This is a genomic window from Phaeovulum sp., from assembly GCF_047638075.1.
GTDB lineage: Bacteria > Pseudomonadota > Alphaproteobacteria > Rhodobacterales > Rhodobacteraceae > UBA6197.
Map to the genome: position 1 here is coordinate 11,860 of NZ_JBLJBV010000098.1, position 24,288 is coordinate 36,147.

The 24,288-nt window shown below is 61.6% G+C and carries 21 protein-coding genes; 11 read left to right on the top strand and 10 right to left on the bottom strand.

What is annotated here, in order from left to right; genetic code table 11:
• Positions 1-18 precede the first annotated feature (18 nt).
• From pepN to ACM62R_RS14515, 4 genes are all read left to right on the top strand, one after another.
• Entirely contained in the window at positions 19-2,739 is a 2,721-nt protein-coding gene (gene pepN, locus ACM62R_RS14500; protein ID WP_415184755.1) for an aminopeptidase N, read from the top strand.
• A 133-nt stretch (positions 2,740-2,872) separates the two neighbouring features.
• On the top strand, positions 2,873-3,283 hold the full coding sequence (locus ACM62R_RS14505; RefSeq protein WP_415184756.1) for a hypothetical protein: 411 nt from the start codon (positions 2,873-2,875) through the stop codon (positions 3,281-3,283).
• Positions 3,284-3,351: 68 nt separating this feature from the next.
• Complete coding sequence (gatB, locus tag ACM62R_RS14510; protein WP_415184757.1) at positions 3,352-4,866, top strand: Asp-tRNA(Asn)/Glu-tRNA(Gln) amidotransferase subunit GatB; 1,515 nt, start codon at positions 3,352-3,354, stop codon at positions 4,864-4,866.
• Between the two features lie 105 nt (positions 4,867-4,971).
• Positions 4,972-5,358, top strand: a complete 387-nt coding sequence (locus ACM62R_RS14515) for a DUF4177 domain-containing protein (protein WP_415184758.1) — start codon at positions 4,972-4,974, stop codon at positions 5,356-5,358.
• A gap of 72 nt (positions 5,359-5,430) precedes the next feature.
• Here the strand turns inward: ACM62R_RS14515 and ACM62R_RS14520 are convergent, their stop codons facing one another.
• Positions 5,431-5,691: a BolA family protein gene (locus tag ACM62R_RS14520; protein ID WP_415184759.1), complete on the bottom strand. Its 261-nt coding sequence runs from the start codon at positions 5,689-5,691 to the stop codon at positions 5,431-5,433.
• 87 nt (positions 5,692-5,778) lie between these two features.
• Here ACM62R_RS14520 and ACM62R_RS14525 point away from each other — a divergent pair, with 87 nt between their 5' ends.
• Positions 5,779-6,408 (top strand): J domain-containing protein, encoded by a 630-nt coding sequence (locus ACM62R_RS14525; protein ID WP_415184760.1) that lies wholly within the window; start codon positions 5,779-5,781, stop codon positions 6,406-6,408.
• 89 nt (positions 6,409-6,497) lie between these two features.
• Here ACM62R_RS14525 and ACM62R_RS14530 read toward each other — a convergent pair whose 3' ends face one another.
• Positions 6,498-7,469: a DUF808 domain-containing protein gene (locus tag ACM62R_RS14530; RefSeq protein WP_415184761.1), complete on the bottom strand. Its 972-nt coding sequence runs from the start codon at positions 7,467-7,469 to the stop codon at positions 6,498-6,500.
• Between the two features lie 156 nt (positions 7,470-7,625).
• Between ACM62R_RS14530 and cobS the strand changes: the two genes are divergently transcribed.
• The 6 genes from cobS (at position 7,626) to ACM62R_RS14560 (ending at position 14,376) form a co-directional block, all read left to right on the top strand.
• A complete protein-coding gene (cobS, locus tag ACM62R_RS14535; protein WP_415184762.1) occupies positions 7,626-8,600 on the top strand; it encodes a cobaltochelatase subunit CobS in 975 nt (324 codons plus the stop codon).
• A 60-nt stretch (positions 8,601-8,660) separates the two neighbouring features.
• Positions 8,661-10,532, top strand: coding sequence for a cobaltochelatase subunit CobT (gene cobT, locus ACM62R_RS14540; RefSeq protein ID WP_415184763.1), 1,872 nt, complete (start codon positions 8,661-8,663; stop codon positions 10,530-10,532).
• Positions 10,532-12,355 (top strand): aminopeptidase P family protein, encoded by a 1,824-nt coding sequence (locus tag ACM62R_RS14545; protein ID WP_415184764.1) that lies wholly within the window; start codon positions 10,532-10,534, stop codon positions 12,353-12,355. Before cobT ends, ACM62R_RS14545 begins: the two co-directional genes overlap by 1 nt.
• Before the next feature lie 131 nt (positions 12,356-12,486).
• Positions 12,487-12,876, top strand: coding sequence for an SgcJ/EcaC family oxidoreductase (locus ACM62R_RS14550; RefSeq protein WP_415184765.1), 390 nt, complete (start codon positions 12,487-12,489; stop codon positions 12,874-12,876).
• A gap of 114 nt (positions 12,877-12,990) precedes the next feature.
• A complete protein-coding gene (locus ACM62R_RS14555) occupies positions 12,991-14,013 on the top strand; it encodes an AraC family transcriptional regulator (RefSeq protein WP_415184786.1) in 1,023 nt (340 codons plus the stop codon).
• 150 nt (positions 14,014-14,163) lie between these two features.
• A complete protein-coding gene (locus ACM62R_RS14560; RefSeq protein WP_415184766.1) occupies positions 14,164-14,376 on the top strand; it encodes a hypothetical protein in 213 nt (70 codons plus the stop codon).
• Positions 14,377-14,415: 39 nt separating this feature from the next.
• Here ACM62R_RS14560 and recN read toward each other — a convergent pair whose 3' ends face one another.
• The 8 genes from recN to murB all read right to left on the bottom strand — a co-directional run bounded on the left by recN (position 14,416) and on the right by murB (position 24,205).
• Positions 14,416-16,065, bottom strand: coding sequence for a DNA repair protein RecN (gene recN / locus ACM62R_RS14565; protein ID WP_415184767.1), 1,650 nt, complete (start codon positions 16,063-16,065; stop codon positions 14,416-14,418).
• 18 nt (positions 16,066-16,083) lie between these two features.
• On the bottom strand, positions 16,084-16,929 hold the full coding sequence (locus tag ACM62R_RS14570) for an outer membrane protein assembly factor BamD (protein WP_415184768.1): 846 nt from the start codon (positions 16,927-16,929) through the stop codon (positions 16,084-16,086).
• 141 nt (positions 16,930-17,070) lie between these two features.
• Entirely contained in the window at positions 17,071-18,003 is a 933-nt protein-coding gene (lpxC, locus tag ACM62R_RS14575) for a UDP-3-O-acyl-N-acetylglucosamine deacetylase (protein WP_415184787.1), read from the bottom strand.
• Between the two features lie 214 nt (positions 18,004-18,217).
• Positions 18,218-19,837, bottom strand: coding sequence for a cell division protein FtsZ (ftsZ, locus tag ACM62R_RS14580; protein WP_415184769.1), 1,620 nt, complete (start codon positions 19,835-19,837; stop codon positions 18,218-18,220).
• A gap of 204 nt (positions 19,838-20,041) precedes the next feature.
• Positions 20,042-21,376, bottom strand: coding sequence for a cell division protein FtsA (ftsA, locus tag ACM62R_RS14585; protein ID WP_415184770.1), 1,335 nt, complete (start codon positions 21,374-21,376; stop codon positions 20,042-20,044).
• A 10-nt stretch (positions 21,377-21,386) separates the two neighbouring features.
• The gene (locus tag ACM62R_RS14590; protein ID WP_415184771.1) at positions 21,387-22,310 is read right to left on the bottom strand and encodes a cell division protein FtsQ/DivIB; all 924 of its coding nucleotides are present in this window, start codon (positions 22,308-22,310) and stop codon (positions 21,387-21,389) included.
• Positions 22,298-23,221, bottom strand: a complete 924-nt coding sequence (locus ACM62R_RS14595) for a D-alanine--D-alanine ligase (protein ID WP_415184788.1) — start codon at positions 23,219-23,221, stop codon at positions 22,298-22,300. The genes ACM62R_RS14590 and ACM62R_RS14595 overlap by 13 nt, the downstream gene beginning before the upstream one ends.
• A 36-nt stretch (positions 23,222-23,257) precedes the next feature.
• Positions 23,258-24,205, bottom strand: coding sequence for a UDP-N-acetylmuramate dehydrogenase (gene murB, locus ACM62R_RS14600; RefSeq protein ID WP_415184772.1), 948 nt, complete (start codon positions 24,203-24,205; stop codon positions 23,258-23,260).
• Positions 24,206-24,288: the final 83 nt, after the last annotated feature.

Genomic DNA, 24,288 nt, shown 5'->3' on the forward strand with positions numbered 1-24,288 from the left:
TTTCAAATCGGCGCGAAGATGCAACACTGCGCGGCAGAAATCCAGCGCGTTATTGCTACGGCCAAAGGCGCAATTCCATCGGGGGTTGCCAGCCGATCCGCAGTTGAACCCCGCGCCGCTGCTGGCTACCCTGCCGCAACCTCAATCTTCGGAGAGCCCCCCGTGCAAGCCCAACGCCCGATCCGTCTGGTCGATTATAGCCCGTATCCCTTCACGCTGAAAGCGGTTGACCTGACGTTCCGCCTTGCCGCCGGGGCCACAAGAGTGTTGGCCCGCCTAGACCTTGTGGCGCGCGTTCCCGGCGCATCCTTGGTGCTTGATGGCGTGGGCCTGCGCCTGATTGTCGCAGCAATTAACGGCGACGCACTGACCGGTGCAGATTATCTGCTGACCGAGACGGGGCTGACCATCCACGCCGCCGCCCTGCCCGAGGGGCCATTTACCCTGACGACCGAGGTTGAGATCAACCCCGCCGCCAATACCACGATGCAGGGGCTTTACATCTCGAACGGGATGTATTGCACCCAATGCGAGGCCGAGGGCTTTCGCCACATCACGTTTTACCCTGACCGTCCCGATGTGATGGCACCGTTTCGGGTGCGCGTCGAAACGCCCGATGCGGCAAACCCGCTACCGGTGCTGCTATCCAACGGCAACCCGCTGGGCCAAGGCCCCGGTTGGGCCGAGTGGGATGATCCCTGGCCAAAACCGGCTTATCTGTTCGCGCTGGTGGCGGGCGATCTGACCGCCTACCCCGGTAGTTTTACCACGATGTCAGGGCGCAATGTCGCGCTGAACATCTATGTGCGCCCGGGTGACGAGGGGCGCTGCGCCTTTGCGATGGGCGCGCTGAAACGCGCCATGGCATGGGATGAACGCACCTATGGCCGCGAATACGACTTGGACATTTTCAACATCGTTGCCGTTGACGACTTCAATATGGGCGCGATGGAGAACAAGGGCTTGAACATTTTCAACTCCAAATGGGTGTTGGCCAGCCCCGAAACCGCGACCGACAACGATTTTGAGCGTATCGAAGGCATCATCGCGCATGAATATTTCCACAACTGGACCGGTAACCGCATCACCTGCCGCGACTGGTTCCAGCTTTGCCTGAAAGAAGGGCTGACGGTCTATCGCGATCAGCAGTTCACCGCAGACATGCGTTCCGCCCCGGTCAAGCGCATCGACGATGTGCTGACCCTGCGTGCGCGTCAGTTTCGCGAAGATCAGGGCCCGCTGGCGCACCCCGTCCGCCCCGATCACTACGTCGAGATCAACAATTTCTACACCGCCACAGTCTATGAAAAAGGCGCCGAGGTTATCGGTATGCTGAAATCACTGGTCGGTGAGGGGGGCTACCGGGCCGCGCTTGATCTATACTTCAGCCGCCATGACGGCGAGGCCGCCACGATCGAAGATTGGCTGAAGGTGTTTGAAGACGCCACCGGCCGCGACCTGACCCAGTTCAAACGCTGGTATACCGATGCGGGCACCCCGCGCGTCACCGTGAAAGATAGCTACGAAAACGGCACCTTGACGCTGAATGTCAGCCAATCGACCCCCCCCACCCCCGGCCAGCCGGAAAAGGCGCCAAGGGTGATTCCGCTGGCCCTGGGCCTGCTGTCGCCCAATGGCGATGAGGTGCTACCGACCACCCTGCTGGAACTGACCGAGGCACACCAGACTTTCACCTTCCCCGGCCTTGCGGCGCGGCCGATCCTGTCGCTCAACCGCGGGTTTTCCGCCCCGGTGGTGCTCACCCATTCCGCCAGCCCCGCCGAACAGGCCTTTGTGATGGCGCATGACACCGACCCGTTCACCCGGTGGGAGGCGGGGCGCACCCTGGCCCGAAACGGGCTTTGCGCCATGGTCAACGGCGCTGACGCGGCACCTGATCATATCGACGCGCTGGGGCGGATTTTACGCGATAACAGCCTTGACCCGGCCTTTCGCGCGCTGTGCCTGCGTCTTCCGGGCGAGGAAGAGATCGCCCAAACCCTGTATGATGCCGGTCAAACGCCCGACCCGGACGCTATTCACGATGCGCGCGGCCGCCTTGCCACAGCCCTTGCCCGCACCCATGAGACAGACCTTGCCGGCACCTATACCGCCATGCGCGTGCCCGGCCCCTACACGCCCGACGCGGGCCCCGCAGGGCAGCGTGCGCTACGACTGGCCTGCCTTGGCCTGCTGAACCGGCTGGATGGCGGCGCCCACGCCAAGGCGCTGTTTGCACAGGCCGACAACATGACCGAATCCCTCGCAGCGCTTGCCTGCCTGATCGAGGAGGGTCAGGCGGACGACGCCACCGCCACCTTCAAGACCCGCTGGCAGGCCGACCGGCTGGTGATGGACAAATGGTTCACGGTGCAACTGGCCCACGCCACCCCCGACCAGACCCCCGCCTTGGCCAAGACCCTTGCCGCGCTGCCCGAGTTTGAATGGAAAAACCCCAACCGCTACCGCGCGTTGATGGGCGGGCTATCGGCCAACCATGCGGGCTTTCACCAGGCATCCGGGGCAGGTTACCGCTTTTATGCTGATTGGCTTTTGCGCGTGGACCCATTGAACCCACAAATCGCCGCGCGGCTTTCAACCGCGTTTGAAACCTGGCCCCGCTATGATGCCGCCCGCCAAACGCTGATCCGGGCAGAGCTGGGCCGGATGGCCGCACAACCCGGTCTCAGCCGCGATCTGACAGAAATGGTCACCCGGCTGGCCACCGCGAAAGCCTGACCCCATCCGTTTGGGGTGCGGATCGACACTGATCCGCACCCCAACAGACAACCGTTTCAAATCACACAACAATTCACAAACAAACCTTTATATCCGCCGTGATCTTGCCTTAATTCAGCGGCTAAAATCCGGCATGACACAGCAGGTTTATCATTATCACCTTCAGGCCCGTCGGCCTCTTACCTACCTCGCGCTGGGGGTGGGAATAGTCACCGCCTATGCCGTCTATCTGACTGGGGCAGTGTTGGCAGTGGTCCCGGTGGGGGCGTTCATGATCATCGTGATTTACCGGTTACTGATGAACCACAGTGCCGGAATGCGCCTTGGGCCGACCCGGCTGGAAATATATAATGGGCGCCAGTCCAAAATCCTGCCGCTTGCAAAGATCAAAAGCGCAAAGATTACACGCCATCTTTTAAGCCCTTATGATTGCGTGCTGGAACTGTCGGACGGGATGCGCGATACGCTTCCCCCGGCGGCGCTGCCGTCGGCCCGCCGTCTTGAACACGAACTCAGCCAGCGCGATATTCCGGTGTTGCGCTGAACCTGTGCGGTCTTGCCCCGCGCCCGCCCCTGTCTTAGAAGGCGATAACCCCAAGACAGGACCAAACCATGCTGGATCATCTAAGCTTCCGCGCCCCCGAACCCAAAGTTATCGCCGGTGCCAAATCCGATTGGGAACTTGTCATCGGGCTTGAGGTGCACGCACAGGTCGCCTCGAACGCCAAACTGTTTTCGGGCGCCTCAACGCTGTTCGGGTCTGAACCCAACGCGAACGTGGCCTTTGTTGATGCGGCGATGCCGGGCATGTTGCCGGTAATCAACGAATTTTGCGTAGCGCAGGCCGTGCGCACCGGGCTGGGGCTGAACGCGCAGATCAACCTGATATCGGCGTTTGACCGCAAGAACTATTTTTACCCCGACCTGCCGCAAGGCTACCAGATCAGCCAGCTATACCATCCGATCGTCGGTGAGGGGGAAATCATCGTCGATATGGGCCCGGGCATTGCGCGCCTTGTGCGGGTGGAACGCATCCACCTTGAACAGGACGCCGGCAAATCCATCCACGACATGGACCCGAACATGAGCTTTGTGGACCTCAACCGCACCGGTGTCGCCCTGATGGAGATTGTCAGCCGCCCTGATATACGCGGCCCCGAAGAGGCCGCCGCCTATGTTGGCAAGCTGCGTCAGATCCTGCGCTATCTGGGCACCTGCGACGGCAACATGCAAAACGGCAACCTGCGCTGCGATGTCAACGTCTCGGTCTGCAAACCCGGCGCTTATGAGCGGTATCAGGAAACGCAGGATTTTTCGCACCTTGGCACCCGCTGCGAAATCAAGAACATGAACTCGATGCGCTTTATCCAGCAGGCAATTGAGTATGAGGCCCGCCGCCAGATCGCCATCATCGAAGACGGCGGCAGCATCGTGCAGGAAACCCGCCTTTACGATGCGGACAAGGGCGAAACACGCAGCATGCGATCCAAGGAAGAGGCGCATGATTACCGCTACTTCCCCTGCCCCGATCTTTTGCCGCTGGAGATTGAGCAGGCCTGGGTTGACGATATCAAGGCCACGATGCCCGAACTTCCAGACGCGAAAAAAGCACGCTTTGTCAAGGATTTCGGCCTGTCGGACTATGACGCCAGCGTATTGACCGCCGAAGCCGAAAACGCCGCCTATTTTGAAAAGGTGGCCGACGGCAATGACGGCAAGCTGGCCGCCAACTGGGTGATCAACGAACTTTTTGGCCGTCTGAAAAAAGAGGGGCATGAGATCGGTGAAAGCCCGGTTTCGCCTGAACAACTGGCGGCGATCGTCGGGCTGATCAAGGCCGGTGACATCTCTGGCAAGATCGCCAAGGATCTGTTTGAGATCGTCTATACCGAGGGCGGCGACCCCGCGCAGATCGTCGAGGCGCGCGGCATGAAACAGGTCACCGACACCGGCGCAATCGAGGCGATGGTCGATGACATCATCGCCCAGAACCCCGCGCAGGTCGAAAAGGCCAAAGCCAATCCGAAACTTGCAGGCTGGTTCACCGGACAGGTGTTGAAAGCCTCGGGGGGCAAGGCCAATCCGGCGGCGGTCACGGAACTGGTCACAAGGAAACTGGGGCTGTAGCGCGCCCTGTCGTCACGCCGAAGTCATCAGGGGGCCGATGACATCGCCCCCGGTTGCGGCTATGATCCGCGCCGATCCGCAGGCAGAACGACCAGGGACCCGATCATGCAAACCTACGAATACCGCGTCATCCCCGCCCCCAATCGCGGCGAAAAGGAACGCGGGCTGAAAACCGGGGCCGACCGCTTTGCCCACACACTCACCCAGTTGATGAACCAGCAGGCCCGCGACGGCTGGGAATATCTGCGCGCCGACACGCTGCCCACCGAGGAACGCTCGGGGCTGACATCAAAGAACACGGTCTATCACAACCTTCTGGTATTTCGGCGCCCGCTCTCGCCCGAGGCCGCAGCCCTTGCCGAGGCAGACGAAGAGGCCGCCAACGCGCCCCAATCGCCTGCCGCACCGCGCCGCCTTAGCGCGCGGTCCGACGAAGGCATCGCCCCGCGCCTTGGCCCTGCCGAACCGAAATCAAAGGCAGAATCCGCCTGACCTTGAAACACCCCGGCCGTCACCCCAATCTTTTCGAGGGAAGGCCGGGGGGCGTATTTCGGGAAAGCAGCCCTACCCGTCCACATCCAGCGCCAGCGCATGTATCCGGCCCAGCAAAGGCGCCCCCAGCGCTGCGTGAACGCGCCGCTGCCGCTCTAGCCGCGACAGGGGTGCAAACTCTGCCGCCCGGATCATCACCCGAAAATGGGTTTCACCTTCGGGTCGCGCCCCTGCGTGCCCCTCATGAAGCGCGCTTTCATCCTCAACCTGCAACTGCGCGGGGCAAAACACCGCCAGCTTTTGCCTGATTTCATCCACAACACGTATTTTCATCGTCAACCCCCTTACTTCGTCCGCCAAATAACCTAAACTCTGTGGCCCGAGCCGAACAGGCCGGCCAGAATGCGTCCGGAGAACGCCATGACCAGAAACGACCCTTTCGGTTTTGATATATCAGCCGCTTCGGACAAGAAGCGCCGGGCCAAAGGCAAGCGCGGCATGTCCGGTGCTTTTGAAACATCAACCCGCAGCTGTGACAAGCCCGGTTGCACCGAGGCCGGGCTTTACCGGGCGCCCAAAAGCCCCAAGGTGCTGGATGAATACTATTGGTTCTGCAAGGACCACGCGCGCGAATACAACCTGAACTGGAACTACTTTCAGGGCCAGTCGGAAGAGGAATTCCAGGCTTTTCTGGACAACGCCACCGTCTGGGAACGGCCTACCAAACCGTTCAACCGCGCCAATGATGAAAGCCGCGCCTGGGCGCGCCACGGCGTGGCCGACCCGATGGAGATTCTGGGCGCCAACGCCACCCAGAACCCCGGCCGCCAGGTTGTGGGCCGCAAACTGCCCCCTACTGAACGCAAGGCCGTGGACATCCTTGAAGCCAAGGACACCATGACCAAGACCCAATTGCGCAAGCAATACAAAGCCCTGATCAAGATCCTGCACCCCGATATGAACGGCGGCGACCGCTCGGACGAAGAGCGCCTGCAAGAGGTCGTCTGGGCTTGGGATCAGATCAAGGACAGCCGAAACTTCCGCGACTGATTGCGGGCAGGGCAAGGTAATCTGTTCAGGCCAGCCGGATTTCAGGCAGGTTCTGCACGGTGCGATGCCCCACCCGTCTGGCACCCCGATCAATGCGCTTTGCCACCGCTGACCGCCGCGATCATCGGGTCAATCACCCAGGTAACAACGGGAATCAGCAAAAGCCCCAACAGCAACCCGAACACCCCATCGAAAAATGCGGTGACGGTCCAGTGAACCACGCCCGGCATCTTTTGCAAATATTCCGCCGCAGTGTTGGCCTGCCATTCTATCCAGTGACCAATGGTTGAAAGCCCAAAGGTTTCAAGCCCATGCACCACGATCGAGCCGCCAACCCATATCATCGCCGCCGTCCCGACAATGGTCAGCCCCAAAAGAAACCCGGGCATCACCTGTACCAACCTGCGCCCCAGGGCGCGCATCATCCGCGATTGCGCCCGGCGTGCCAGCCACAGCCCCGCATCATCCGCCTTTACGATCAGCGCGACCCCGCCATAGACCAGCGCGGTAATTCCGATCCCGACCAACGCCAGCGCGGCGGCCTGCATTAACACGCCTTGTGCGGGCAGTGTGGCCAGCGCGATGGTCATTATTTCGGCGGACAGTATGAAATCGGTCTTGACCGCGCCCGCCACCTTTTCAGCCTCAAGCCGCACCGGGGTTAAATCATCGGCGGGGGCGGCCTTGCCATCGGCATAGGGGGCATGCGGTCGAAAAAGATGCCAGACCTTTTCCGCCCCTTCAAAGCACAGATAACAGCCCCCCAACATCAGCAGGGGTATGATTGCCCAGGGTGCAAACGCCGACAGGATCAACGCCGCTGGCAACAACACCAAAAGCTTGTTGCGGATCGAGCCCAGTGCGATTCGCCCGACAATCGGCAATTCGCGTTTGGCATCAAATCCTTGCACATATTTTGGCGCCACCGCCGCATCGTCTATGACCGCGCCTGCCGCCTTGACCCCCGCCCGTGTGGCCTGCCCCGCGATATCATCTACCGAGGCCGCGGCAACCTTGGCGATTCCGGCTACATCATCCAGCAACGCCAAAAGACCGCTCATTCAAAAACTCCGCCTGTAAATATTGACCATGTCAGTTTATCCACACCGCCCCTGCGGCACAATCCGCCCCCTTGCCCTTGCACCCCGCCGAGGAATGTTCCACATATCCGATGTGGGGTGTGGCATGGGTGCTGCGCGGAAACTATGGCGGATCAAATGCTGGAAATGAACGCAAAACCGACTGAAGAAATTGATGTCCGCAATGTATTTGGCGTTGACAGCGACATGAAACTAAAGGGTTTTGCCGAACGGACAGAACGTGTCCCCGACATTGATACGACCTATAAATTCGATCCTGATACCACTTTGGCGATTCTGGCGGGCTTTGCCTATAACCGCCGGGTGATGATCCAGGGCTATCACGGCACCGGTAAATCCACCCATATCGAACAGGTTGCGGCCCGGCTGAACTGGCCTTGCGTGCGCGTCAACCTTGATAGCCACGTCAGCCGGATCGACCTGATCGGCAAGGATGCGATCAAGCTGGTCGATGGCAAACAGGTCACCGTGTTTCACGAAGGTATTCTGCCTTGGGCGCTACGCAACCCGACGGCCATCGTGTTTGATGAATATGATGCCGGCCGCGCCGATGTGATGTTCGTCATTCAGCGTGTGCTTGAGGCGGACGGTAAACTGACCTTGCTGGACCAGAACGAAGTTATCACCCCCAATCCTTATTTCCGGCTGTTTGCCACATCAAATACCGTGGGCTTGGGCGACACGACCGGGCTTTACCACGGCACGCAGCAAATCAACCAGGGCCAGATGGACCGCTGGTCACTGGTCGCGACCTTGAATTACCTCAGCCATGACGCCGAAAGCGCAATCGTGTTGTCGAAAAACCCGCAGTACAACACCGAAAAGGGCCGCAAGACCATTGCGCAGATGGTGGCCGTTGCCGATCTGACCCGCACCGCCTTCATGAACGGTGATCTGTCCACCGTGATGAGCCCGCGTACCGTGATCACATGGGCCCAAAACGCGCAGATCTTCCGCAACGTGGGCTATGCCTTCCGGCTGACCTTCCTGAACAAATGCGATGAGATGGAGCGTCAGACCGTAGCCGAATTCTACCAACGCCTGTTTGATGAGGAACTGCCCGAAAGCGCGGTGGCTCAAAGCGTTCGGTAACCTCATGGGCCGGGCACGCATAGGTGCCTGGCTTAATCCACGTCCGTTCCGGGGGCTGAAATGAAACCGTCCGACAACCCCGCCGATCCGTTCAAAAAGGCCCTGGCCGAGGCCACCAAGACGATGGCCAATGATACTGATCTGACGGTAACCTTCAGTGTGGATCCGTCCGGTATCGCCGGTGACACCCTGCGCTTGCCACAGGTCAGCCGCCGGATGACCCGCGATGAGGTCTTGCTGGCACGCGGCACGGGCGATGCGCTGGCGCTGCGCCACCGCCACCACGACGCGGAAACATTTGCGCGCTACAATCCGACCGGGCAGATGGCCAAAGATCTTTATGAGGCAATGGAAACCGCCCGCTGTGAGGCACTGGGCGCACGCCACATGCCGGGCACGCTGACCAATATCGACGCCAAGATCGCACATGAGGCCGATCGCAAAGGCTATGGCCAGATCCGTAGCCAATCAGACGCGCCCCTGGCGGTAGCTGCGGGCTATCTGGTGCGCGAAATGGCCACGGGCCGCAAGCTGCCGGGGGCGGCGGCGAATGTCCTCGATCTTTGGCGCCCCTTCCTTGAGGAACAGGCCGCCGAGGATTTTTCCCGGATCGATCAGACCCTTGCCAATCAGGCCGCTTTTGCCCGTCTGGCGCGTCAGGTGATTGCGGATCTGGGCTATGCCGATGAACTAGGCGATGATCCTGACACACAGGATCAGGACGACGGCGACGATGACGACACGGAATCCGACGACGACACGCTCGACAACAAATCAAGCGACGACTCGCAAGAGGATGACGGCGAAGCCTCACCCGAGCGATCTCAGGATGATCAGCAAGACCAGTCACAGACCACGGTCAGCATGGACGATCTGGCCGATCAGGAACTGTCAGACGCGGCTGAAATGCCCGATGCCGATGCCCCGCTAGAGCCCCCTCCACCTGCGCCCCATTCGGACGCAGACCCCAATTATACCGTCTATCTGACCGAATTTGACGAAGAAATCCGCGCAGAAGACCTTGCCGAACCGGCCGAGCTGGAACGCCTGCGCGCCTATCTGGACCAGCAGTTGGAGCCGCTGAAAGGTGCAGTTTCGCGGCTGGCCAACAAACTGCAACGCCGCCTTCAGGCACAGCAAAGCCGTAGCTGGGAATTTGACCGCGAAGAGGGCACGCTTGATGCCGGGCGTCTTGCGCGTGTGGTTGCCAACCCAACTACGCCGCTATCGTTCAAGGTTGAAAAGGACACCGAGTTTCGAGACACGGTGGTAACGCTTTTGATCGACAATTCCGGCTCGATGCGGGGGCGCCCCATTTCCATTGCGGCGATCTGCGCCGACGTGTTGGCCCGCACATTGGAACGCTGTTCCGTCAAGGTCGAGATTTTGGGCTTTACCACCCGCGCCTGGAAGGGTGGCCAATCGCGTGAAAGATGGCTGAACGAGGGGCGCACACAGCAACCCGGGCGGCTGAATGATCTGCGCCACATTATCTACAAATCCGCCGATGCGCCGATGCGGCGCACCCGTGCGAACCTTGGCCTGATGATGAAAGAGGGGCTGCTTAAGGAAAACATCGACGGCGAGGCGCTGGAATGGGCGCACCGCCGCATGGTCGGTCGGGTCGAGGCGCGCAAGATCTTGATGGTTATTTCCGATGGCGCGCCGGTGGACGATTCCACCCTGTCGGTCAACCCCGCGAACTATCTGGAAAAGCATTTGCGCGATGTGATTGCGATGGTTGAAAATCGCCGTCAGGTCGAACTGATCGCTATTGGTATCGGCCATGACGTGACCCGCTACTATCAGCGCGCCGTGACCATCACCGATGTCGAACAGCTTGCTGGCGCGATGACAGAACAGCTGGCCAGCCTGTTTGATACCAACCCGCGCGCCCGCGCCCGGTTTTTAGGTATCAAAAAGGCGATGTGATGCATCAGGATTTTGCCAACCGCACCCGCCCGCAAGATGGGCCACCGCGGTTGGCGCAATTGCGCAAATTGCTGCAGGCAGACGGGCTTTGCGGTTATCTGGTGCCGCGGGCGGACGCCCATCAGGGCGAATACGTCGCACCGCATGATGACCGTTTGGCGTGGCTGACAGGCTTCACCGGATCAGCGGGCTTTGCCGTGGTTCTGGCAGATCAGGCCGGGGTATTCATCGACGGGCGCTACCGCCTGCAGGTCCGGGCACAAGTGAACCTTGAGGTTTTTACCCCGGTTCACTGGCCCGAAACCAGACTGGGCCCATGGCTGCGCGCGGCGCAATCGGGCGGTGGCCGGGTCGGGTTTGACCCGTGGCTACACACCCATAAGGAAATTACCGATCTGACATCAGCGCTTGCGGGCAGCGGCATAACCCTTTGTCCGGTTGCGAATTTGATTGACGCGATCTGGTGTGAGCAGCCTGCCCCCCCTGCCAACCCCGCGCGCATCCAGCCGTTGGAATTTGCCGGCGAAGACAGCGCCTCCAAACGCGGTCGGCTGGCGCAGGCGTTGCGCAATAGCGGGGTCAGATCGGCGGTGCTGACCCTGCCCGATAGCCTGTGCTGGCTGCTTAACATCCGCGGCTCCGATATCGCCCGCAATCCGGTGGTGCAGGGCTTTGCGCTGCTGCATGATACCGGGCGGCTGACGCTATTCGCCAACCCCGCCAAGTTTGACGCGGATTTACGCGCCCATCTTGGCCCGGATGTCACCTTGCGTCCCGACGCGGACCTTATCGTGGCCCTGCGCGATCTTTCCGGCCCCGTTCAACTGGATCCGGCCACCGCCCCCCATCAACTGGGGCTGGAACTGGCGCAGCGCGGCACCGAAATTGCTTGGGCCGAAGATCCCTGCATCCTGCCAAAGGCACTGAAAAACCCCGCCGAAATTACCGGGATGCAAGCCGCCCATCTGCGCGATGGCGCGGCCATGGTCGAGTTTCTTTCCTGGCTGGATGAAACCGCCCCCAAGGGTCACTTGACCGAGGTGGATGTGGTGCGCGCGCTGGAAACCTTTCGCGAGGCCAGTAATCAGCTACGCGATATCAGCTTTGAAACCATCTGCGGCGCGGGGCCTAATGGCGCGATCGTTCATTACCGCGTGACCGAGGCCAGCAATCGCCCGATCACCCCCGGCGACATTTTGTTGATCGACAGTGGTGGCCAATATGCTGACGGCACCACCGATATCACGCGAACCGTGCCAATTGGCCCCGTGCTTCAATCCGCGCGGGCGCCCTATACCCGCGCCCTGCAAGGCATGATCGCCCTGTCACGCGCGCGCTGGCCAAAGGGGCTGACAGGCCGCGATCTGGACCCGATTGCGCGCCAGCACCTGTGGCTTGCCGGCCAGGATTACGACCATGGCACTGGCCATGGGGTTGGCGCCTATCTTAGCGTTCACGAAGGGCCGGCGCGGATTTCACGCACATCCGAGGTGCCGTTGCAGCCCGGCATGATCCTGTCGAATGAGCCGGGCTATTACCGTGAGGGCGCCTTTGGCATCCGCATCGAAAACCTCATATTGGTTGAGGCGGGCCGCCCCCTGCCCGATGCCGACCCGCGCCCGATGCTGGCATTTCGCACGCTGACGTTTGTGCCGATCGACACCCGCCTGATCCTGCCTGAGATGCTATCACCCGGCGAGGTGCGCTGGTTGAATGCCTATCACGCACAGGTGTTGCGCCTGATTGGGCCGCGCGTCTCGCCCCCTGCCCTTGCCTGGTTGACCCGCGCCTGCGCTGCCATCCATAGCCAGTCGGCCGCTTAGGCCACCACCGGCGGGGTTTGGCGTATGCCCGCTACAGGGGCTTTTGCCCGACAACGCCTTGGCTTAGGGTCGCGGGCACAACTGCCAAAGACCCCGATGCCCCGCCCAACCCCGAAAATGAAAGCCCGGACATGAGCCTGCAAAATCCTAGTGACCTTCCCCGCTGTTTTGCACTGGCATGGGGCGCGCGCGATGCGGTTGCGCTGGCGGACCTGTTTGCCGAAGACGCCGATTTTCTAAGCCTTACCGGAGGGGCCGCCGAGGGGCGTGGCGAAATTGCCGAACTTCTGGCCAGCGAACTGGCCGGGGCTTTTTCCCGCGCCCGCCTGGTCACGGGGCGTAGCAAGATGCGCCCCCTGGGGCCACATGCGGCCGTGCTGATACAGCGTTTTGTGCTATCGGGCATCGTGCATGTCGATGGCACCGATGCGGGCCGGGTCGGCGCCATTCTGGCGGCAACGCTGGTGCAAGATACGCAAGGTTGGGTGATTGTCTCAGCGCAATTCGTCGCCGAAAGTTAGGTGCGGCGCATACCCGCGACAATACGGATCAGTGAGTCGTCATCTTTCATGTTATATTGAGGATGGCTTTGGGATTACGAGGCGGAATTAAGCGTGGCTTTGGTGCTGCCCCTTATGGATCACGCGCAATGCGCGGCATCTCTAGGCAAGGGACTGGCGGAATTTTGCGCCGCGCGGGGGCTTCGGATTGCGCCCTTCATGGCCGCGGCAGGTCTACCCGAGGGCGTATTCGATCAGCCCACTGCCCGTATCAGCATCGACAGATTCGGGCGGCTCTTGCAGGATCTGGGCGACGCCTGCGGGGATCGGGCGTTTGGGCTAAGCTTTGGCGCAGCGTTTCGCATGGGTGATACCGGCCCCTTGGGCTTTGCCATGCTGAACGCCCCCACCTTACGGGATATGTGGAAATTTTCCTGCAGCGTTGTAAGTCTGGCAGCCGATCACAGCCACCTGCGCCTGCAAGAAACAGCAACCATGGCCAAGGCCGAATGGAGCTATTCACCGCTGGTTGCCCACTTGGGGCCGTTCGCGGATCTGATGGTCACCTTGGTTATCCGTCATTTTCGGAACTATACCGGGGCGGATTGGTTCCCGATTGAAATGGCATTACAGCGCCCCAACCCCGACGATCCGGCACCCTACAAGGCAGTCTTTGGGGAAACCGTAACCTTTGATCAGCCCTTCAATCGGTGCGTGTTCGCGCCAAGTGATCTGGATAAAACCGCCAAAGATGCGGACCCACGCATCTATCAACTCATGCGCGCCGCCTGCACCGAGGCGTTGGCGCAACGGCAACGCCGTACCGACATTGTCCTGCAAGCCCAACAACTGATCATCGCACGGCTGCCAACCGGAAACGTCGACCTTGCCCGCATCGCAGAAGATATGGGAATTGGCGCGCGCAGTCTTCAGCGGCGTCTGGCCGAACGAAACACCGGTTTTGACACGCTGATCCGCGAGGCGCGTCAAAACCTGTCCGTAATACTTTTGATGCGCGACACCATGGCCTTGGATAAGATTGCACGGCGTTGCGGTTATAAATCTTCTGCGGCCTATTCGCGCGCCGTCACACAATGGTTCGGCATGCCTCCGGGGGCCGTGCGCCGCAAGATTATGGCGGAGACCACCGTTAATTGATAATTCACGACAAATGCCGGCCTATTTTGTCGCGCTGAGAGAATTGTTCAATGTTAGGGCTACCGCTAAAGTTGCCAATGCAGTTGGAATGATCCTGATCCGTTTCCGGCTGACAACACCACGGCCCCAAACACCCAATGAGGAGAAACAATGAACGACCAGTCGCCACCATTGACCTTTTTTCCGCGCAGCAACCAGCTTGCGGGGCGCAATGCCAGGCGGCTTCAGACGGCTGAATACATTGCTCAGCTGACGCGGGAATTATGCATCATGGCCGCGACGCTGGACCAGCCTCACCTTTCATTTTTACTGTCCATCACCGCAAATGAGGCCGAACGGATCATAGCCGACCGCGGCGAATAGCGATCCGTCAAGCCGTTTGGCGATATGCCTTCGGTGGCCTCAAGGGGCCAGAAGTTCGGTCGCAGCGGCGCGGGCAGCCTCGGTCACGCGGTCGCCTGAAATCATTCGCGCGATCTCATCCACCCTTTCGGCTGGCCCCAGAGGCACCACGCTTGAAGTTGTAATCCCTTTTGTCACCTGTTTTTGCACGCGCCAATGATGGCCGCCGCGTGCCGCCACCTGCGGGCTGTGGGTCACGACCAGCACCTGCGCATCGCTGGCAAGCCGCGCAAGCCGCCGGCCCACGGCATCGGCTGTGGCACCGCCAACGCCCCGGTCAATTTCGTCAAAGATCATCACCAACGCGTCAGCGCCATGCGACAGGCACACTTTCAGCGCCAATAAAAAGCGCGACAACTCGCCGCCTGAGGCAATCTTGTTCAACGGGCCGGCCGGGGCACCGGGGTTGGTGGCCACGGTAAAGGCCACGGCATCGCGGCCTTCGGGGCCGGGCTCGGCGGCCGTGACATGGGTGGCAAAAACCGCGCGCTCCATCTTTAACGGCGCCAGTTCTTCGGCCATTGCGGCGTCCAGGCGCGTGGCGGCCTTCCGACGCAGCGCCCCTAGCGCCGCTGCGCGGGTGTCGTAGGTGGTCTCGGCCGCGGCCAGTTCGGCGGAAAGCACGCCAATCTGATCGGCGCCACCATCCAGCGCGGCCAGACGGGCGCGTAGCGCGGCGGCAAAACTGCCCAGGTCATCGGCCAGAACATCGTGCTTGCGCGCCAGCGCCCGAATGGCAAACAGCCGTTCTTCGGCCGCCTCAAGGTCGCGTGGGTCAAATGACAGCGCCTCCAATGCCTGCTCAACCCCTTGATGCGCCTCGCCCAACTCGATCAGGGCCCGGTCAAGCGCCGCCAAAGGGGCCTCCAGCCGGCCCTCGGCCTTTTCCGCCGCGCCATCCAGCCAGCGCGTCGCATCCCGCATCAACCCTTCTGCCCCGTCTGGGCTAAGGGCCGCCAGCGCACTGGCCACATCGCTACGAATTTTTTCTGCGCCCTGCATCAGGCGGCGGCGCGTATCAAGGCTGGCCTCTTCCCCCGGTTCAGGGTTCAGTTGGTCCAACTCTTTGACCGCATGGCGCAAGAAATCTTCTTCTTGTTTGATGGCGGCAAGGGCTGATTCGGCCTCGGCCAGGCGGCGGCGGGCCTTGGCGCGCGCAGACCACGCCTCGCGTAGGTTCGCCAATTGCGCCTCGTGGCCCGCGAACGCATCCAAGAGCATCCGATGCCCGCGCGGGTTCAGTAAACCGCCGTCATCTTGCTGGCCATGCAGTTCCACCAGCGTTGCCGCAAGGTTGCGCAGCACCTCGCCAGAGGCACGGCGGTCGTTGATAAAAGCGGTCTTGCGGCCGTCAACGGCGTTTACCCTGCGCAAGATCAGCTCTGGCCCATCGGGCAAACCCGCATCAGCCAAAATCATATGCGCCGCATGCCCTTGGGGCAGGTCAAAGACTGCCGTCACCTCACCCTGATCGGCGCCGGCACGGACCAATTCAGCGCGCCCGCGCCAGCCCAGCACAAACCCAAGACAATCCAGAAGAATGGATTTACCCGCCCCGGTTTCGCCGGTCAGCACGTTCAAGCCCGGCTGAAACCCCAGTTCCAGCCGATCAATCAGCAGCATGTCACGAATTTCAAGCGAACGAAGCATAAGCCCCGGCCCCCCGACTTATAGCCATTCGCCGCGAATGACCTGACGGTAAACCTTGCTCAGCCAGTTGTCGCCCTTGGCTTCCGGTGTCAGCCCCTTGCCCGTTAACAACTTGTAGCTGTCTTGATAGAACGGCGACGATTGGAAGTTGTGCCCCAGGATCGCGCCGGCGGTCTGCGCCTCGTCCGTCAGACCCAGCGCCAGATACGCCTCGACCAGACGGTGCAGCGCTTCGGGTGTGTGGGTGGTGGTCTGGAACTGCTCGACCACCACGCGGAAACGGTTGATCGCGGCTGTATAATGACCCTTCTTCAGGTAATAGCGGCCAATCTCCATTTCTTTCGCCGCCAGATGATCGAAGGCGAGGTCGAATTTGAGAATGCCAGAACGCGCGTATTCGCTGTCAGGATATTCCTCGATCACGGCCCGCAACGCCTGAAGCGCCTGGAAGGTCAGCCCCTGATCGCGGCCAACCTCATCAATCTGGTCGTAATAGGAAAGCGCCAACAGATATTTGGCGTAGGCTGCGTCTTCGTCCCCCGGATAGGTATCAATGAAACGCTGCGCACTAGAGCGGGCCGCCTCGTAGTCCTTGGCCTTGTGCTGTGCAAAGGCCTCCATGATCAGCGCGCGCTTGGCCCATTCGGAATAGGGGTAAAGGCGCTCCACCTCGGAAAAGTAGCGGATCGCGGTTTGCGGCCTGCGTGGGTTGCCGGTTTCCAGCTCATATTCGCCACGCTTATAGATTTCCTGCGCGGTGAAATTCTCTAACGACGGCTCTTTGTCGCCGCCACCACACGCCGCCAAAACGGAAACCAGAACGAGACTTCCGACCAGTTGTGCCGCCGATCTGCCGCGCGCCATATGCTGCCCTATCCCGTTGTCTACCATAACCAAAGTGCCGTCCAAAGCGGCTGTTCCGAACGTCCTATCACAGAAAAATCCGGGGCGCAAAATGCCTTTCGCACCCCAGATCAAAGGCTTTGAGCGGGGGCGCGCGATATTTCAGGCAAAAGCGGCGATCCGGGGGCGGCTTTGGGTGTTACAAACCCCGGCGCCGGGCAGGTTATGGGCCTGCGCGGGCGAACAATCAGCCCATTCCCATAGCGAGTCGTCAGCAAAAAGCGCGCGCAGCAAACGGTTCGTCATCGCATGGCCCGCGCGGCTGCCGGTATAACGGCCCAGAATCGGCGCGCCCGCCAGCGCCAGATCGCCCATCGCGTCCAACATCTTGTGGCGCACAGCCTCATCGGCATGGCGCAGACCGCCTGGCGACAGAACCCGGTCGCCTTCGATCACGACGGCGTTTTCATAGGTGCCGCCCAGGGCCAGTCCATTGGCGCGCATGGCATCGACATCGGCCTGACGACAAAAGGTCCGGCTATCCATCAATTCGCGCACAAAAGCACCGTTGGCCATGTTCAGCCGTTTGGCCTGCTGGCCAATCGCGGCATCGTCAAAGTCGATGGAAAAGTCGATCTCCAGCGCGGTCGCCGGTTCCAACCGCGCCACCGCCGCCCCTTCGCGCACCTCAACGGTTTTCAGCACCCGGATCGCACGCAGGGGTTCTTCCAGCGCGGTCAGGCCCCGCGCGCGGATTCCATCGACAAAGGGCGCCGACGAGCCATCAAGGATCGGCACTTCGGGGCCATCAATCTCGATCAGGGCGTTGTGAACGCCCGACCCGATCAACGCTGCCATCACATGTTCGATCGTCGAGATGCTGACCCCGTCGGCGTTTTCGATCAGCGTGCATAGACGGGACGGCGTCACCGCATGCCAGATTGCCGGGACCAGCGGATCGGCCCCCCGCACGTCAGTGCGGCGAAAGATGATGCCGTGATCTGCCGGAGCAGGCTTTACAACCATACGCACAGCGCGGCCGGAATGCAGGCCGATGCCGTCGAATGTAGCTGCTGATCTGATCGTCGTCTGCACGGGGTAGCCTTTCAGAACCGGTTCTGACCATCGGGTCAATCTCCTGCAGCATCAGCTAAGCAACCCTGGCACGGTTAACAATTCACTCTTTGTAACGGGCTGAAACATTCGGGGGCGGGTTTGGCAAAAGCCTGCCTAAGACTCTGTAAACCATTGTTTTCCAACCAAAAAGGGTCGGGATAATCCCGACCCCTTCCAAGGCAATGTGAACTCTTTAGTTCGCTTGGCGGCGCAGAAATGCCGGGATTTCGATACGGTCCTGTTCCGGATCGGTCTCTGGCTCTTCCTCATAAACGGCGCGTGGCTGCACGGCGGGGCGCGCTGCGGATGTCATCCGTTCACCTGCTTCCGTGCCGTGGCCCGTCATGCGGTTGATCAACGAATTGATCCCGAAGCGCGGTTTATCGGCGGGCGCGGCGGCCTGCGGATGTGTCGGGCGGCTGGCGCTCATCGGTTGCGCCATCGGGCGCTGACCAGCGGCCGGGGCCTTGTTGACGGCGGCTTGCAACCGGGCCAGCGCCTCGGGCGAGGGTGTGCCGGGCGCGCGCGGGCGCGGCGCCGTGAACGCGCCGGCGTCGTCTTCGACATGCAGATCGCGGGGGTTATGTTGTGCGGCGGGCTGCGGGCGATACGCGGGCGGCGGCAGATCGCCTTCGGCCTCATCCACGGCAGCGGGCGCGTCAAACAGCGTACGGCCATCGGTATGCGCCACCGGTTCAGGCGCGGCGGGCTGCGCGGCGGGCGCGGGTTGCATGGCGGCGGCGGGTGCAGCCACGGCAGCCATCGGCATTTCAGCCGAGGGCTGATGCGTTGGCTGCAACGGCTCGGCCAGACGGCGGCGCGGGACCGGAACTTCGGCGGTAGCGGGGGCCGCGTCGATGCCGGTGGCCACGACGGATACGCGCATCATGCCTTCCATGTTGGGATCCAGCGTCGAACCGACGATGATATTGGCTTCGGGGTCGACCTCTTCGCGGATCCGGTTGGCGGCTTCGTCCAACTCGAACAGGGTCAGATCATAGCCGCCGGTGATGTTGATCAGCACGCCCTTGGCACCGCGCAGGCTGATTTCATCCAGCAGCGGGTTGGCAATGGCCTTTTCAGCGGCCTGTACGGCGCGGTCATCGCCCGCAGCCTCGCCGGTGCCCATCATCGCCTTGCCCATTTCGTCCATCACGGCGCGCACGTCGGCAAAGTCGAGGTTGATCAGGCCGGGGCGGACCATCAGATCAGTCACACCCTTGACGCCCTGGTAAAGCACGTCATCGGCCAGCGCGAAGGCTTCGGTGAAGGTGGTTTTTTCATTGGCCAGACGGAACAGGTTCTGGTTCGGAATGATGATCAGGGTGTCGACAACCTTCTGAAGCGCCTCGATGCCGTCTTCGGCCTGCTTCATCCGCTTGTTGCCCTCAAACTGGAAAGGCTTGGTCACGACACCAACGGTCAACACGCCCAGTTCGCGCGCGGCCTGTGCGATGATCGGCGCCGCACCGGTGCCGGTGCCGCCGCCCATACCAGCGGTGATAAAGCACATATGGGCCCCGGCCAGGTGGTCGACGATTTCTTCGATCGTCTCTTCCGCCGCGGCGGCGCCCACGCTGGGACGCGCGCCAGCCCCAAGCCCTTCGGTGACACGCACACCCATCTGGATGCGGGCTTCCGATTTGGATTGCTGCAAGGCTTGCGCGTCAGTGTTCGCCACGACGAACTCGACCCCTTCCAACGCCTTTTCAATCATGTTGTTGACGGCGTTGCCCCCGGCCCCGCCGACACCGAACACGGTGATCCGTGGTTTTAGCTCTTCGTGTTCCGACATCATCAGATTCAAGGTCATTGGTTTCCGCCTGTATTTTGTGACGACCTGTCCCGGTCGAAATTCCCCGAAATTAGGACGATTTTACGCGTGAATCAGCGAAACGTCACCTAAAAAACACAGCGATTCTACAAAATATGGGCATAGAAATGCCTTAACAGGCGGTATTTCGCGCATGCATCATCATCTGGTGGATCAAACCCCTTGCACCGCAGCGCGTGGGAATCACCAATTGTCCTTGAACCAGCGCACCGCCCGCTTCAACGACCGGGCCGGTGTGCGTTCCGCAGGGACCTCAAAATCCCACCATTCATCTTGTGGATGGGCCGCAAACAGTGACAGCCCCACCGCCGAGGCAAAGCCCGCGCCCGTTGCCGCCTGTGGCAGCCCCTGCACCCGGAGCGGTCGCCCAAGGCGCACATTCTGCCCCAGTATCCGCGCAGCCAACCCGTCAAGCCCCGGGATCTGGCTTGCGCCGCCGGTCAACACGATTTGCTGGCTGGGCAGATGTTCAAACCCCGCCGCATCCAACAGCGCGCGCACCTCTTCCAGGATTTCCTCGACGCGGGGGCGCATGATGCCGATCAGTTCGGTGCGGCTGACCTGTCGCCGGTCCTTTTCCCAATCGCCCGAATTTCCGGCAAGCTCGATCATCTCGCGGTCGTCCATGCCGGTGGCGTGGATACCGCCATAAAAGGTCTTGATCCGCTCGGCGGTGGCCAGCGGAACCCGCAACCCGGTCGCAATGTCCGAGGTGACGTGGTCGCCACCAATCCGCACCGCATCGGCAAAGATCATGTGCTTTTTGATGAAAACCGAAACCCCCGTCGCGCCGCCGCCCATATCAATGCAGGCCGCGCCCAGTTCCTGTTCATCCTCGACCAAAGAGGCGATCCCCGAAACATAGGCCGAGGACGCGACCCCCGCCAGTTCCAGATCGCAGCGCCGGATACAGTAGACAAGGTTCTGGATCGCCGCCGCGTCCACCGTCAAAAGATGCATGTCAACCGCCAGCCGGTTGCCGACATGGCCGCGCGGATCCCCCAGACCAGAGCGATGATCCAGCGCGAAATTGACCGGCTGGGCATGTATCACCTCGCGGCCCGGCCCATAGTTCGGCACATCACAGGCGGCCAGCACACGGGCCACGTCCTGTTCGGTTACCTTTTCGCCGGTCAGGGCAATTTCACCGGCCAGCCCATAGCTGCGCGGGGTCGCCCCCGCAAAGCAGGCTATCACATGGTCAACCCGCTGATTTGCCATCTTTTGTGCCGCCTGAACGGCGGTACGAATGGCCCGCTCGGTTTCGGCCATCGTATCAATTTCGCCAAAGCGCACGCCGCGCGACCGGGTGGTGGCCGCCCCGATCACCCGAAAGGCCGACTGTCCGGCCAAGGGGCCAATCCCGTCGCTGTCACGAAAACTCTCGGGGCCGTCAAATCGCAGCACGAGGCATGCAATCTTGCTGCTGCCCACATCCAGAATGGCAATCACACCGCGCTGCATTGCGGCCTGGCGCATCGCGCGCATGGCGCGTTGGGACTGATGGAAATCGGTCATCGGTCTACCCTCATTGAATCGCCCTCACTTTTGTTTCGTGCCCGGTCATCCGACGAAACTCCTCTAGCGCGGGCGCGCTGAGCCGGATCGTCGGGCGGTGTTCGTTGCGCATGTCCAGATGGGTGAAATCGCGCGACAGGATATCTTCGGCCTGATCAATGGCGATCACCCGCTCTAACGCCCGCACCGGATTTTTCTCGGGCAACATGATCCGCTGGTCGCGGTCCAGCACCAGATCCCAGCGCCGTTCGCCCACGCGGACAAGGCCGCGCGCGCGGGTCAGGATCGGGCCGGCGGCGGCCAGCAGATCCAGCGCCTCGGGCACCTGCAACTGCGCCCCCTTGCCTGCGATCAACGGCAGGTCAGGCCGGGTTTCCCGGTTGATCAGCGTCGCGACGCGGTGGCCGTCGGCATCCAGCATCTCAACGGCTGCGGCGCGGCGCCACAAAATGACCGGCTCGCGTTCGGTGACCTTCGCTTCCAGCACGCCGCCCGGGCGGATAACCAGCGCAACATCTGCAACAGCATCCAGCCGCGCAATCATGTCCCTCAGTTCTTCCAGATCCAGCGCAAAGGATGACGCGGGCAGCCGAACAGGCATCATCGTGCGGATAGCACTGTCCACCTCGGGCGAGGCGCCCTCGATCTTGAGCAAGTTGACCATGAATTCAGGGCGTTCCTGAATCTGGCGTTTGACGTCATCGTATTTGGCGATGATATCGGCACGCCGCCCCTCATCCCCAAGCCAAAGACCGACGGCCAGAACCACAATGAACACCGGCACCCCGATCCGGGTCAACGCGCGAAACAGCGGCGTCAACCACAACCGCTGCATCCGGTAGGCCATACGCGATGGCGCCGGGTCGCGCCGCGGGGCGGCGGGGCGCGGCATGGCGCGCGGGCCGGGGCGGGGGGTCGGGCCTAGCGGGCGCATGACGCATCCTCCACGATCCAGCGGCAAAGTTCCGGAAAAGTGATCCCCACATGTGCCGCCTGTTCGGGCGACAACGAGGTGGGCGTCATCCCCGGCTGGGTGTTCGTCTCCAGCAGGATCAGCCCGGCAAGGCCGCGGCTTTCGTCCCAGCGAAAATCCGTGCGCGACAGGCCCTGACACCCCAAGGCGTCATGCGCGCGGCGGGCATAATCAAGGCAAGCCGCTGTAATGTCGTCCGGAATAACCGCAGGCAGCACATGGCGCGACCCGCCAACCGTGTATTTGGCCGCATAATCATACCAGCCTTCGGTGAGTATCTCGGTCACGCAAAGGGCGCGGTCGTGCATGACCGTCACGGTCAGCTCGCGGCCCGGCGCATAGGTTTCGACCATAACCACATCGGGCATATCCGCCGACAGTTGCGGCGGCGCCATTGCGCCGTCCTGGACGATGTAAACCCCGACCGACGAGCCTTCGTTATTGGGTTTGACGACATAGGGCGCGGGCAAAACATGGCGCGCCATCACCTCGGATTTCGGGGCAAGGATACTGGTCACAACCGGCAGATCGGCGGCCGTGTAGGCCGCTTTCGCCCGCGCCTTGTCCATCGCAAGCGCCGAGGCCAGAACGCCCGAATGGGTATAGGGGATGCGCAGCCATTCCAGCAGACCCTGCACGCAGCCATCTTCGCCAAAGCGACCATGTAATGCATTGAAAACGCAGTCGGGTTCAAGATCGCGCAGACGTTCGGAAAGGTCGGGGCCCGCATCGACCTCGACCACCTCAAATCCTGCCACCCTGAGCGCCGCGGCGCATTCGCGCCCCGATGACAAAGACACCTCGCGCTCTGCCGAGGGGCCGCCCATCAATACCGCCACAAGGTGGGTTGTCCTGCTCGACACACCCGCCACTTTTGCCTCTCCTGGGGTTATCCCCATGGATTATTTTTATTCTTGCGTCACCGGGCCAAATTCACCGATGCGCATGATTTCCCACTCTAACGTAATTCCCTGACTCTGCAAAACCTTTTTGCGCACCTCCTCGCCCAGACCTTCCAGATCGGCGGCGGTTGCACCATCGGCATTGATCAGAAAATTCGGATGCATTTCAGACATTTGCGCACCGCCGTGCTTTGCGCCGCGCAATCCGGCGCGGTCGATCACCGCCCAGGCCTTCAGATCATGCGTATCATCATCGCGCCCGGTCGAGGAATATCCCGCCGGGTTGCGAAAGGTAGAGCCAGCGCTGCGGGCCTTGGTGGGTTGGCTGGCATCGCGGCGGGCAAGCTGGTCGTCCATCTTCGCGGCAAGGGCCAAAGGGTCGCCGGACGCGGCGCGCAGGCGGGCGCCGGTCAGCACCCAGCCATCCGCCAACGCACTGGAACGATAGGCGAATTTCAGATCATCCGGGGTCAGTGTCACGGGCTTCCCGGTACGGGTCAGGGCATAGGCCTCGATCAGGTGATCCGCGACATAGGTGCCGTAGCAGCCTGCGTTCATGCGCACGGCGCCGCCGATGGCGCCGGGGATGGTGCGCAGGAAGGTCAGGTCCAACCCCGCCTCGGCGGCGCGGCGGGCGACATGCGCGTCCAGGGCCGCAGCGCCAACGACCACGCTATCCCCTTGAACATCAATGGAATTAAATCCACGCCCCAGCCGGATAACCACCGCCCGGATACCGCCATCGCGCACGATCAGGTTGGAACCGACCCCCATCGGAAAGACCGGCACACCCGACGGCAAACTACTAAGGAACAACGACAGATCCTCAGCATCCGCAGGTTGAAACAGCCAATCCGCCGGACCGCCGACGCGCAACCAGGTCAGGTCCGCCAGCGGCCGGTTTTGGGTCAGCGTGCCGCGCGGGCGATACTCAGAGGGAGAGGCGGTTTCCATGCCGTTTCCTAGCCCCGGCGGAAGTTTTCGGCAAGGGGCAGCACCGACGGGATATGGGAAGGCAAGGTCACTTTTGCGTCGTC

Coding starts and splice junctions, on each gene's coding strand:
- ACM62R_RS14590 (WP_415184771.1), bottom strand. CDS start 22,310: ATGCGCCCGCTAGGCCCGACCCCCCGCCCCGGCCCGCGCGCCATGCCG.
- ACM62R_RS14520 (WP_415184759.1), bottom strand. CDS start 5,691: ATGAAAATACGTGTTGTGGATGAAATCAGGCAAAAGCTGGCGGTGTTT.
- gatB (WP_415184757.1), top strand. CDS start 3,352: ATGCTGGATCATCTAAGCTTCCGCGCCCCCGAACCCAAAGTTATCGCC.
- cobT (WP_415184763.1), top strand. CDS start 8,661: ATGAAACCGTCCGACAACCCCGCCGATCCGTTCAAAAAGGCCCTGGCC.
- ACM62R_RS14505 (WP_415184756.1), top strand. CDS start 2,873: ATGACACAGCAGGTTTATCATTATCACCTTCAGGCCCGTCGGCCTCTT.
- ACM62R_RS14555 (WP_415184786.1), top strand. CDS start 12,991: ATGGATCACGCGCAATGCGCGGCATCTCTAGGCAAGGGACTGGCGGAA.
- ftsA (WP_415184770.1), bottom strand. CDS start 21,376: ATGACCGATTTCCATCAGTCCCAACGCGCCATGCGCGCGATGCGCCAG.
- ACM62R_RS14545 (WP_415184764.1), top strand. CDS start 10,532: ATGCATCAGGATTTTGCCAACCGCACCCGCCCGCAAGATGGGCCACCG.
- ACM62R_RS14515 (WP_415184758.1), top strand. CDS start 4,972: ATGCAAACCTACGAATACCGCGTCATCCCCGCCCCCAATCGCGGCGAA.
- ftsZ (WP_415184769.1), bottom strand. CDS start 19,837: ATGACCTTGAATCTGATGATGTCGGAACACGAAGAGCTAAAACCACGG.
- pepN (WP_415184755.1), top strand. CDS start 19: ATGCAACACTGCGCGGCAGAAATCCAGCGCGTTATTGCTACGGCCAAA.
- cobS (WP_415184762.1), top strand. CDS start 7,626: ATGCTGGAAATGAACGCAAAACCGACTGAAGAAATTGATGTCCGCAAT.
- ACM62R_RS14550 (WP_415184765.1), top strand. CDS start 12,487: ATGAGCCTGCAAAATCCTAGTGACCTTCCCCGCTGTTTTGCACTGGCA.
- murB (WP_415184772.1), bottom strand. CDS start 24,205: ATGGAAACCGCCTCTCCCTCTGAGTATCGCCCGCGCGGCACGCTGACC.
- ACM62R_RS14570 (WP_415184768.1), bottom strand. CDS start 16,929: ATGGCGCGCGGCAGATCGGCGGCACAACTGGTCGGAAGTCTCGTTCTG.
- ACM62R_RS14560 (WP_415184766.1), top strand. CDS start 14,164: ATGAACGACCAGTCGCCACCATTGACCTTTTTTCCGCGCAGCAACCAG.
- ACM62R_RS14525 (WP_415184760.1), top strand. CDS start 5,779: ATGACCAGAAACGACCCTTTCGGTTTTGATATATCAGCCGCTTCGGAC.
- recN (WP_415184767.1), bottom strand. CDS start 16,065: ATGCTTCGTTCGCTTGAAATTCGTGACATGCTGCTGATTGATCGGCTG.
- ACM62R_RS14530 (WP_415184761.1), bottom strand. CDS start 7,469: ATGAGCGGTCTTTTGGCGTTGCTGGATGATGTAGCCGGAATCGCCAAG.